4 protein-coding genes are annotated in these 13,180 nt (G+C 55.7%); 3 read left to right on the top strand and 1 reads right to left on the bottom strand.

The features are described 5' to 3' along the window. Positions 1-19 precede the first annotated feature (19 nt). Positions 20-1,474, top strand: coding sequence for a DUF1501 domain-containing protein (locus SH573x_RS17350; RefSeq protein ID WP_479348911.1), 1,455 nt, complete (start codon positions 20-22; stop codon positions 1,472-1,474). Between the two features lie 796 nt (positions 1,475-2,270). Further along, positions 2,271-3,182 carry a hydroxypyruvate isomerase family protein gene (locus SH573x_RS17345; RefSeq protein ID WP_479348910.1) on the top strand — a complete coding sequence of 304 codons (912 nt, stop codon included), beginning with the start codon at positions 2,271-2,273 and terminating at the stop codon, positions 3,180-3,182. Between the two features lie 139 nt (positions 3,183-3,321). Here SH573x_RS17345 and ruvB read toward each other — a convergent pair whose 3' ends face one another. Further along, a complete protein-coding gene (gene ruvB / locus SH573x_RS17340; RefSeq protein ID WP_479348909.1) occupies positions 3,322-4,359 on the bottom strand; it encodes a Holliday junction branch migration DNA helicase RuvB in 1,038 nt (345 codons plus the stop codon). 306 nt (positions 4,360-4,665) lie between these two features. Between ruvB and SH573x_RS17335 the strand changes: the two genes are divergently transcribed. Then, entirely contained in the window at positions 4,666-13,122 is an 8,457-nt protein-coding gene (locus SH573x_RS17335) for an FG-GAP-like repeat-containing protein (protein WP_479348908.1), read from the top strand. Positions 13,123-13,180: the final 58 nt, after the last annotated feature.

Genomic DNA, 13,180 nt, shown 5'->3' with positions numbered 1-13,180 from the left:
AAAGAGCTGACCCCGCCTTATGCAGCCGCATCAAAATCCCGCTTTTGGACTTACGCGCCGCGAGATGCTCACTCGCTCGGGCATGGGCTTTGGTGCCCTGGCGTTGCAACAGTTGTTGGCTGAAAACCTGGCCGCTGAGACTCCATCGGCCGCTGGTGGTGGTTTAGGTGTCAATCCGTTGGCGTCTCGCCCACCGCATTTTGCCGCCAAGGCCAAACACGTAATTCACATCTTCGCCAATGGCGGACCCAGTCACGTCGATACCTTCGACCCCAAGCCGTCCATTGCCAAATACGCTGGCCAGCCGATGCCCGGCGAAACGCCCCGCACGGAACGCAAAACGGGTGCTCTGTATCCCTCGCCGTTCAAGTTCCGCAAATATGGCGAAAGCGGTATCGAAGTCAGCGAGCTGTTCGAGAAGACCGCTGCGCATATCGATGACATGTGTGTTATCCGCTCGATGCACGCGGACGTACCCAATCACGAACCATCGCTGTTATTGATGAACTGTGGCGAGCCGCGATTGGTGCGACCGAGCATGGGATCATGGTTGACCTATGGACTAGGCACCGAGAATCAAAACTTGCCCGCTTTTATCGCCATGTGTCCAGGTGGATATCCAATTCAAGAATCGCAGAATTGGCAAGCAGGATTCTTACCTGGTATCTTCCAAGGCACCTATATCGACACCCAGCATGAGTCGATCGACAAACTGATCGAGTACATCACCAACGAACGGATCAGTACAGCGGATCAGCGCCGGCAACTGGACTTTGTGCAGCGCATGAATCGTCGTCATCAAGCGGCTCGCGATGCCGATCCTCAATTGGAAGCTCGGATTCAATCCTTCGAGCTGGCCTACCGCATGCAGCATGAAGCAGCTGAAGTGTTCGATGTCGCTCGCGAGCCACAGCATGTGCTGGACGCTTATGGACCAGGCGTTCACGCTCGGCAACTACTGGTAGCCCGGCGCATGATTGAACACGGCGTGCGCTACGTTCAAGTCTGGCACGGCGAAGGTCAGCCTTGGGACAATCACGACGATATAGAAGTAAACCATCGCCGCCTGGCCAAGCAATGCGATCAACCGATCGCGGCTCTGCTGGCCGACCTCAAGCAGCGTGGCATGCTCGAGGAAACGTTGGTGATCTGGGGTGGTGAGTTCGGCCGCACACCCACAGTTGAGCTGCCAAAGGAAGGCAGCAATGCGGGTAAGGTCAACGGACGCGACCACAACCACTGGGGCTTTTCTATGTGGTTAGCCGGTGGCGGAGTTCGAGGAGGTTATGTACATGGTGGCACTGATGAATTCGGTTTCAAAGCCATCGAGAATCGCATGCACGTTCACGATCTCCATGCCACGCTGTTGCAACTGCTCGGCTTCGATCACGAACGCTTCACCTATCGCTACGCCGGTCGCGACTTTCGCTTGACTGATCTCTACGGACGAGTCGTTAAAGAGTTGATTGCCTAAGCGCCGTCAACTCCACCGCGCAGCTGGGGGAGGTCGCCGACGCGGCGTTCAGCCGTCGTCGGCGGGAGGGGGCAGTGCGCTGGGCAAGACTCCTGCTGTACTAACCACCTGCACTGCCCAGACCCCTCCCGAATCTCGCGAAGCCTCGATTCGACCTCCCCAAGGCAAAGCCTTGGAGAGGTGACCGTCACCTCCCCCGCGCAGCGGGGGAGGTCGCAGACGAGGCGTTTAGCCTTCGTCTGCGGGAGGGGGCACTGCGCTGGGCAAGACTCCTGCGGTACTAACCATCTGCACTCCCAGACCCCTCCCGAATCTCGCAAAGCCTCGATTCGACCTCCCCAAGTCAAAGCCTTGGAGAGGTGACCGTCACCTCCACCGCGCCGCGGGGGAGGTCGCCGACGCGGCGTTCAGCCGTCGTCGGCGGGAGGGGGCAGTGCGCTAGGCAAGACTCCCGCGGTATTAACCACCTCTACTTCCCAGACCCCTCCCGAATCTCGCAAAGCCTCGATTCGACCTCCCCAAGGCAAAGCCTTGGAGAGGTGACGGTCACCTCCACCGCGCAGCGGGGGAGGTCGCCGACGAGGCGTTTAGCCTTCGTCGGCGGGAGGGGGCAGTGCGCTAGGCAAGACTCCCGCGGTAATAATCACCTCTACTTCCCCGACCCCTCCCGAATCTCGCAAAGCCTCGATTCGACCTCCCCAAGGCGAAGCCTTGGAGAGGTGACGTCGGGCGCTTTGATATATGATGACCGCTGGCTAGAATCTTAGGCCACAACATACTCTGGGGAGCATCGATTATGAATGCTGAGCAACAGGTGGATCGTCGGCGAATGATTTCATCGACACTGGGTGCCGCGGCCGCATCGAGCGTATTAAGTTTTATGAACGAGACTACCTTGAAATCAACTGCAGCTGAACAAACTTCGAATCGCAAAGGTCACATTCGTCAGTCGGTCATGGGCTGGTGCTTCAAACCGATGCCAGCTGCAGAATTGGCTGCCGCCGGCAAGCGTCTGGGGTTGGTGGGGATGGAAGGCATCGATCCGAAAGATTTTCCAGCCGCCAAAGCTGCGGGGCTCGAGATTTCGCTGGTCAATAGCCACGGATTCGTCGAAGGTACTTGCAATCCCGAACATCATGCCAAAGTCGAAAAGATCCTCCGCGAGTCGATCGACCTGGCCGTCAAATATGATGCTAAGAGTGTTATTACCTTCACCGGTATGCGCGTTCCCAACATGAGTGAACAAGCGGCCAAGCAGCACTGTATCGATTCATGGAAACGCGTGATCGGCTACGCCGAACAACATAAGATCACGCTGTGTCTGGAGCATCTCAACAGCCGCGATGACTCGCATCCGATGAAAGGCCACCCAGGTTACTTCGGTGACGATGTCGATTTGTGCGTGGACCTGGTGAAAGCTATGGACTCACCTTACTTCAAGCTGTTGTTTGATGTTTATCACGTGCAGATCATGAACGGCGATGTCATTCGTCGCATTCGCCAATACCATCCGTACATTGGCCACTATCACGTCGCCGGGAATCCTGGTCGCGGTGAACTGGATGACACCCAAGAGATCAACTATCCGCCGATCATGAAAGCCATTCTAGAAACCGGCTACACCGGCTATGTGGCTCAAGAGTTTATCCCAACCTGGCAAGACCACCTGGCCGCCCTCGATCACGCCATCGGTGTCTGCGACGTGTAGTGATCTCTGTGGCATAGGCTTCCAGCCTGTGTGGTTTACGAGAAGACCACAGGCTGGAAGCCTATGCCACAAATGAAAACACAGGCTGGAAGCCTATGCCACACGAGAAGAACACAGGCTGGAAGCCTATGCCACAATGTCATTCGGTCGGGAAAAGGGGATGATCTTCGCCTTTGCCTTTGATAGGCTTCATGTTCACATGTTGAAAGCCCTTAGGGGTTACGCAGCGACCGCGCGACGTGCGGATGATTAGTTCGGTGCGCAACAGAAAGGGCTCTACTTCGTCGACTAAGGTATCCGACGATATGTTCATGGTATTGGCGATGGCTTCGATGCCTGTTGGTCCACCTTGAAAAACGCGAATGAGCGTTTCGATGTAACGTCGATCCTGACGATCCAAGCCAATGTGATCGATACCGGTCATCTTCAGCGCGGCTTGGGCAATGGTCATGTCGACGTGCCCGTTGGCTTTGCTGAGCGCGTAGTCGCGCACCCACAGCAGTCGAGTATTGGCGACGCGTGGCGTGCCGCGGCTGCGACGAGAAATCTCCAAAGCCGCATCCGCGTCGAGGCTGACATTCAGCTTGCTGGCGTTGCGCGTGAGAATCTCCGTCAATTCTTCAACGGTGTAGAAGCCCAAATGTTGGCGAATCTGAAAGCGATCTCGCAGCGGCCCGCTGAGCATACCGGCTCGGGTCGTCGCACCGATCAGCGTGAAGGGTCGCAATTGCAGATTTAGCGTCCGCGCATTGACACCTTCGCCCAACACAATGTCGATTCGAAAATCTTCCATGGCGGTGTACAGATACTCTTCGACCGCTTTGGGCAAACGATGGATTTCGTCGATGAACAGTACCGAACCATCTTCTAGGTTGGTGAGATACGGCACAATATCTTTGGGAGCTTTTAGTCCGGGGCCGCTGGCCATCTGGACGCTAACGCCCATCTCGCGCGGAATGCAGGTAGCAAAGGTGGTCTTGCCCAGCCCTGGCGGGCCGTCGAACAAGATATGCCCCAGCGGATCACCACGCTTGCGAGCTGCATCGATCGCAATATCCAAGACTTCGACCACCTCGCGCTGGCCAACCATCTCCGCGATTCGCTTGGGGCGCAGGACAACTTGTTGTTCCGGCTCCGGACCACTTTCTTCAGGTTGAACAATCGATTCGCGAGCCACTTCTATAGTCGTCCTTGCTGAATTCCACTTTCGTCGCACTCAAACCCCGTAGCGGAAGCCGTCAAGGCTTTCGACGCGCACGAAACTCTTGACGAGTTCCGCTACCAGGCTTACGTCGTGCACGAAACTCTTGACGAGTTCCGCTACAGCCACTTCCGCATTTCTCGCATTTTACCAGTTTTCGTACTTGGCTCGAAAGGGCAAACTAGCCAATCCTGGCGGTGGTTCCAAGGGCTAAGACGGATTATTCTTACGGCGGACCACAAGCTAATCGGCTTTGAACCTGTCATCTCGTCCGAGAATTCCATGTCCAAGAAGTTTAGGCTGCGGCAAGTGTTGGCTGGCTTCGAGCAGCTCGAATCACGTCGCCTGTTGACCGTAGAAATCGAACCCAACAATACTCTCGCTACAGCGACCGTATTCCCAGCCGGCGAGACACTAGAAGGTCGCGTGTCAACTCTGGGCGACGTTGATCACTTCAAAATTTCCTTGACGCAAGGTCAACAGCTCTCGATCGACACGACCAACGTTCGAGATGCTCGATTTGCGCCCACGCTACCGCCGCCCATTGATCTACTGGATAGCAGTGGCAACCTGTTATCGACTTCCAGCGATGGACGTACTGTGCAATTGGTGGCGCCCAAGGCGGGCGACTATTTCGCGCGCATGGTTTCCAGCAGCGGTTTTGGCAAGTTCACTGATAGTTATGCCATGCGCTCGGTCGTCACCAATTTCAATGGCGTCAGCGAAGCCGAACCCAATAACGCGCCGTCACAAGCCACACCGGCAACTTCGGGCGTTCACTTTCGTGGCGATCTGGCCAACAGCGATGCGTCCGATATGTACAGTCTAACGCTAACCGCAGGTGCGACCGTAGTGGTCGACTTCGCCGGCTTGACGGCCAGCAATCCAGGGGTACGGCTACTGAATGCGGGCGGCTTCGTCGTTGCCAGCGGGCTGGATGGACTGGGCCTGGTTACACAGGCCCCGACCAGCGGCGTCTTTTATGTTGAAGTTGTAGCGAATGGTTCTAGCGGTGCCACCGGCCAATACGTGGGTGTTGTCAGTGGCTATACCACGGCCGTTTCGCTCCCGGAAGCGGGTAACAGTTTTGACCATCCCACTAAGTGGGACTTTCCGTTACAGGATACAATGCAAGTTGCCGGCATAATTAGTGGGCCAGGCGACTTGGATGTCTACCAGTTTGAGATCACCTCCAATTCGAATTTGAATTTCGATCTATCGCCGACCAGTAGTGATGCGATCTCGGGACAGAACAAGGTGTTGGCCTGGAGCAATCAGTTTGGGCAACTAATCGCTTATTCGACGACTGGCACGCTAGATATCTTGCGGGCCCATGGGCTTTCGCCGGGCACGTACTTCTTAACGGTATCGGCCACCAGCGAAATAGGTTGGGGAGCTTATGCGCTGCAGGTGTCGAGCATCCAGTTCTTTGCCGACCAACGCGATATTCCGCTGCACTTCATCGACTTCGACAAGCAGCAACCTAGCCATCAAGGCTTTACATGGGTCAATGCTTACGCAGTGCCGACTGCGGTACCGTTTATCGTCGGGATGACCGATGCGCGTTATGACATGTACGACACCGACATTACTTTGCAGCGGCCGGCGGCTGGTCCAGAGTTGGTCACCAGTGGCTACGGCGACTTTGGTGATATGGGCGCCGGTGGTTGGGGCGGTGGGTATTTTGGCCAGCGACGCAGCTCTGGCAGCACCGCCAATTCCGCACAGGAAACCTCATGGACTTCACTCTCTTACAACTCAGTTGAAGTGCTGACGCACGAGTTTGGGCATGCCACTGGTATGCCCCATGCGCGATCCCTCACTGGGTTGATGGGCTATGAAAACACGAACGAACTGTTGCCGATCGGCAGTAGTTTTCCATTCATCGGCACCGATTCGCGCCGGCCAGATACCTTCATCGTTAACGAGCGCAACTATCTCGACTGGTCATTGCAATCGGGCAGCCAGGTGTTCGGCGTCGAACCCAATGAGACTTTGGCGTCGGCTCAACCGCTCGATGCCAATCTGTTGGAAATGGGTGTTGACATGGTAACTCAACCGCAGCTGGACGCGGGCTTGCGGCCCAATCACATCATGTCTGGCGACTTCAATAACGATGGCCGTCCCGATGTGGTCGTGGCTGCGGTGGATTCGAACGACGTGCGCGTCTTCTTGGGCAACGGTGCTGGCGGCCTGACGCTCCGCAGCACCACGCCGGTAGAAGATCTGAACTTCTGGGAAGAGTCGCTGGCGGTGGGCGACTTCAACGGCGATGCGAGAACCGATGTGGCCGTGATAAGTCGCTCGAGCAGTCGCGTGGGGATCATGCTGGCGGCGGCCGATGGCAGTTTGCCCGCGCCTACCTGGTTGGACACGTCCAGTGCTCCACATTCGATCACAGCGGGTGATTTGAATCGCGATGGACGCATCGATCTGGTCATAGGTGGTGTGCTCAATGTCACTGCGCACTTGGGCAATGGTAATGGTACCTTTAGTACACCACGCTCGACAAGTATCGCGGCGTATCCACATTCGTTGACGCTCGTCGATTTTAACAGTGATGGCCACCTGGACGTAGCCACGGCCAACAACGATGTTGGGGTTAGCGTGTTGATGGGTGATGGTAGCGGAGGCTTCGGCGCACCGACGATGCTCAGCGGCGCTACTTCTATGCGCGGCATCGCCAGCGGAGATTTTAATGGCGATGGCCAGCCTGATATGGCCGCCGTCAATCGCACTAGCCACGACGTGTGGATCTATCTCAATCAAGGGGCTGGTACGTTTGGTGCGCCCACGAAGTTTGCTGGCCACCGCGAAGGCGAGTCCATTGTGGTCAGTGACATCAACCACGACGGTCACCTGGATTTGATTAGCGGTGGTTTCTGGGTGTCACTGGTGGCTATGTTAGGAAACGGCGATGGAACGTTTGGTCGGCCTATCACGCTCGAAGGCGGCGGGGACTCTGAGGCCTCGGCAGTTGTTGTCGACCTCAATGGCGATGGTCGGCAGGACATCGTCACGGCTAACTATTTTTCTGATCAAATCAGCGCCATGCTCATGCAGCCTGATAACCTGCGTAACAATCGGCTGGTCGTCTTCGGCGAGATCACTGGTCCTACAGACTACGATGTGTACTCGCTACAAGTAAAGGCCGGTGAAACGTATACGTTCGATATCGAAGCTGCCGAGTTTCAAACGACGCTTGATGCGATTATTCAACTCTATAGTTCAACCGGTACCTTACTCGTCAGCTCCACGGGCGGCATTGATCGCGACAGCGGCATCGATTCGTTCGATCCCTATTTGACATATACCGTCACCAGCCAGGACGCGATACGCATCCAGGTCAGTGGCCAACGCAGTTCGATTGGCCAATATCGCTTGAAGCTGACACCATCGACTGCCTACGCCATTGATCCTCCGCGGGTACTGGCAGCCTTGCCCGATAATGGTGCCTCGATCGATGGGACTAACGAACTGGTGTTCTTTTTCGATCACTTGATCGACTCGGCCACCATCAATAGCAGCAGCGTTATCGTCCGTGGACAAAACACAGGCGTGCGCTCAGGCACCGCCAGGTTCAACGTCATGGACTCGACGCTGGTCTGGTCCAGCAGCACGCGTCTGGGGCCTGACACCTATACGGTCACACTTTCAGGCGGCGCTAGCGGTCTGAAAGACCTGCGCGGCAATGCCCTGGACGGTGAGGTGGCTGCGGGCTTCCAGTTCCCGTCGATATCGGGCAATGGTGTCGCTGGTGGCGACTTCGTGACCAGCTTTACTGTGACCGCGGTGGACTCAACCGCGGCTAGTGTGGTGTTCAGCAGTTACACGCGTCATCCGTACCAGAGCGGCCAGTTTCGCATCTTCACTAGCGACCACCTCTCGATCGCTTCGCTAGAGTCCACCACCTTTACGCTGCGCGGCGCAGGCCCTGACCAATCATTCGATACCAGCGATGATCGCTTGCAAGCTTTGAACCTGGTCATCGACAAAATTGTGCACAACCAATTTCGATTTTTCGATCTGTTTACAGCTGGTATCCCCGACCCTGATCAGTATCGCATCGATGCCACCGTCCTGGATGCGGGTGGGAACGCGGTGCCGATTTCGCAGCGATTCAACGTGGGAGTGACTGTTCCTGAAAACGCACTGTTTGCCGATGCTGGGCTGACGCAGAGCGGACTGACTGGCACCTATATCAATCGCAGTTTACGCGCGGAGACCGCGCAGGCCGACTGGCGGACGACGCAGGCGGTGGCCGGGACGCGAGTTGATCCCAACATCGCATTTAATCAAGACAGCTGGGGCACAAGATCTTCAGTGGGCGTGACAGGCGGCAGTGACGCAAACTGGGACAACTTCTCAACCCAATGGGATGGCTGGATACGTATCGATGTCGATGGCACGCGGCTGCAGACGCAGAGCGATGACGGCAGCCGCATGTGGATCGACGTCAACAACGATGGCACTTTCAGCGCGACCAGCACCGAGTTCTTCAACAACAACTATGGTGTTGAGTTGCTCCAGAAGCTCCCGGGAACATTAAGTGGCCCTTTGCCCAAAGGTACCTATCGTATTCGCCTGCAATACGAGACCACCGCTGGCTCCAATGACATGGTGCTCGAATGGCTGACCCCAGATCGGTCCGGAGTGGATGCGGGCTATGGTCATGGTCCAGCCATCACCGGTGTGAATATACTCAACGGCTCTGTCGTGAGTGGAGAAGTAGGTAAACGCATCGAAGTCACCTTTAGCGGGGCCATTGATCCGGCCACGTTGACCGAGTCGGCGTTCTGGTTGCAATACTCGCGCAATGGTGACTTCACCAACACACTTTTGTCGGTGGGCGACATCGATGAGAACATTGAGTGGGATGCCATCAGGCACAAAGCCGTCTTCGAAGCGGGACGTCTCGAAAACGGCTATTACATGTTTGAAGTGTTCAGTGGTGGCACGACGGGTATCCGATCCACCAGCGGAGTGCCGCTGGACGGCGAATTCTTGAGTACTACGATCCTGGGTAACACGAATGTCCCAGGGTTGTATCAATCTCCCTCGGGCGACGGTTTACCGGGCGGTAACTTTCGCACGATGTTCGTGGTAGGTGACGCCGCTCTGCAGTTCCGCCTGAATCCAGAATCGATTTCAGAAGCCGGCGGCATGGCAGTGGCAACTCTCACACGCGTAAATGCTGCGGATATTTCGCAACCACTGGTCGTAACGCTCACCAATCCCAGTCCTGGAACCGTTTCCGTTCCAGCATCCGTGACCATTCCTGCAGGCCAGTTATCAATCACGTTCACTATCACTGCTGTTGACAATAATATCCTCGACAGCGACCGCATCGTGCGGATCACGGCCAGCGCACCAGGTTTTCCAGAATCGTCGCAGCCTCTGCGCATTACCGACTACGAGGCGTTAGGCATCGCCTTCAGTGAAACCTCAATATCGGAGCGAAACGGTTCACTTCAAGTCACCATTTCGCGGCCAAATTCAATTGGTACCGCCACAGTAGATATTGTCATCAGCAACAGTTGGCCGATTAACGCGCCCACGCAAGTCACGATTCCTGCGGGCCAAACGTCCATCACGTATACCGTTTCGGCTATCGACAATCAGACGCGGGATGGCGATCAAGGCTATACCTTCTACTTGAATTCCACCGGATACATACCAACTCAAGGTTCGTTCGTGGTCACGGACTACGAACCACTGACGCTCACCATTCAGCCCAGTGCCATCAGCGAACAGAGTGGACTTGGCAGCTTGATAGTTACGCGCACCGATACTCGGCTGGGACAGAGCTTTGCGCTCTCGGTTGATGCAGCCGACGAGCTTTCGGTCCCGGAGCTAGTCTTCATCCCTGCGGGTGCGGCGTCTTCCGATCCAGTCACGATTACAGGAGTCGATGATGATGTCCTGGACGGGCCTCAAACGGTCAACGTGCGTGTCACACGCAATGGTTGGATTGACGGCACAGCCTCGATCATCGTCTTGGATGCCGAACAAGTACAGCTCCAGTTGGCTCAGAGCAGTATTTCAGAAAAGAACGGCAGCACGACCATGGTGGCCAGGCGACCCGATTCGCGTGGCTCACTGACCGTTCAGTTATCCACCGACCTGTCAGGCTTGATTATGTTGCCGGAAACCATTGAGTTCGCCGATGGTCAAGCTGAAGCATCGGTGGTGCTCACGGCCATCGACAACGACCGGCTCGACGGTTCACGCACCGTGAAGATTGGTGCGACTGCAGCCAACTACTTGCCTAGCCAAACGACACTTACCATCACCGACTACGAACCGTTGATGCTCTCACTATCACCAACCAGTATTTCAGAGTTAGGTCAATCAACAACGGTAACTATCTCGCGCTTGGACGGCAGCGCCAGTTTGTTGGTAACTCTAACCACCGACGACGCTAGCGAGATTAGCGTACCAGACTCGATAACGTTCGAACCCGGCGAATTGTCGACGACTTTCGAGATACAGAGCGTGGACGATTTACTGTTGGATGGTACGCAGAGCGTTAGCGTGATTGCTAGTGCGACTGGCTACATCACTGGCTCGACCACAATTGATGTGACCGATTACGAGCAGTTGGAAGTTGGGTTTGCTCAAACACAAGTTGCTGAGTCGGTTCAAACGATCACGGGCACCGTTCGACGACTGAACACCGATATCGCACTGCCCATAACAGTCCATCTTAGCAGTTCCGATACTACGGAAGCCAACGTGCAGTCGCAAGTCATCATTCCGGCAGGTCAATCGTCGACCACCTTTACCATCACGACAGTTGACGACGACTCGCTTGATGGAACCGTGGCTGTGACGGTGGCAGCCAACTCGATAGGTTATGTCGAAGCTGCGACCACGATCACTGTTACCGATCACGAGACTCTCGAATTGGTGCTGGCCAGCGCTTCGCTGGCAGAAAACGAAGGCAGCACATCGGTAACATTGCGCCGCAGCAATACGGATGCAGATCAGGCGCTATCCGTCGATTTGGCCACCAGTTTACCTGCGCGATTAAGTGTGCCCGCCAATGTGACCATTCCGGCAGGTCAGCGCGAGACATCGTTCACCATCGTTGCCATCGATGATGATCTGCTCGGCCCTGCCACCGAACTGCAGTTAACTGCGAGTGCCAGTGGCTATGTCGATGGCAACGCTGATGTAACGATCACGGATTACGAAACGCTGAGCATTGCCTTCGATGCCAATTCGGTGTCAGAAAATGGCGGCGTGATCAACGGGCAAGTCACGCGCAGCAATTCGAATATTGACCAACCCATCACCGTGGTGCTTAGTAGCAGTGATGAAACCGAAGCGCTCGTACCAATGAACGTTGTCATCAATGCTGGAGAGCAGATCGCTAACTTTACGCTGACGCTGGTCGATGATGCCCTTTTGGATGGTAACCAGGACGTTACCATTGCGGCTCGGCTGAGTGGTTACATTCCAGCGGACGTCAGCCTGCTGGTCGAAGACTTCGAAGACGTGTCCATCATCTTGGATCAGCCGCAAATCGGTGAGAACGGAGAATCATTGAGTGGCACGCTGCGCCGCAGCAATACTGACATCGACTTGCCATTGACCGTCGAACTCTCGGCAGCTTTGCCCGGGGTGGTACAACTACCCGGCAGCATTGTAATTCCAGCAGGTGAATCGACCGCGCGGTTCTCGCTAACGACGATCGACGACAATCTGCTCAGCGGTGATCGGTCAGTCAATCTCATTACGCAAGCTCCGGGTTACCGCGATGCCACCCAGGCCGTCGTGATCCTAGATATTGAAGCGTTACTTGTCTCTTTCGATCAAAGCAGTGTCAGCGAGCAAAACGGTACTGTCCAAGGCCGTGTGCGTCGTACTAACTCCAATCTCGACCAACCGCTGGCGGTCGCCGTGGTTTCAAAGACTCCGGACAAGGCTTCAGTGCCAGCCAGCGTTAGGATCGCTGCAGGACAAAGCGAAGCCACCTTCATAGTCACCGCGTTGGATGACGATTTACTAGATGGCGACCAGGTGGTCACCATCGAAGGTCGCGCCGCGGGTTATGTAACTGGCAGTGGATCTCTGACCGTTACCGACTACGAAGCCCTGAGCCTATCGCTTAGCACGGGTACAATCGCCGAACGAGATGGTGCCACAACTGGCATCCTGCGCCGCACCAATCTCGATCGCAGCCAGCCGCTGGTCGTGACGTTGTCGGTCGATGCGCCGACCCAAGTATCGGTGCCCGCCACAGTGACGATTCCTGCCAACGGTTCCACGACCACCTTTGTGATTCTGTCGCTGGATGACTCGTTACGCGATGGAGATCAAACGTTCGTTATCTCGGCGAGCGCGGCTGGCTACGTGACCAGTACCAGCCAATTGGTTGTGACCGACGATGAAAGTGCGTTCCCCTGGAACAACCTGCGTAATGGGTTGGATGTCAACAATAACGGATCGGTAACGGCTCTCGACGCCTTGTTGATCATCAATCAACTCAACGGCGGCAGAGGCGGCAAGCTTGATCCACCGCCACCGGATAACAACCTGTTCTACGACACGAGCGCCGATGATTTTCTGACAGCCATCGATGCGCTGCTGGTGATCAACTATCTCAACTCGCATGTAGGCGGCGAAGAGGAATCAGCTAATCAAAGGCTCGAAGCGCTTACCCTGGATGCCCCAAGTCGCAGACGTAAAGTGTATGATGAGTTCTTCGCTCACTTTGATGAGCTTTCATACTGATCCTATACAGCCGAACTCGCACCAAGCACATAGAGGGACCAAGGGTTGACTCTATAGA

This window comes from Rania fehmarnensis (assembly GCF_056494185.1).
This window is presented reverse-complemented; position numbering and strand designations above follow the sequence as displayed.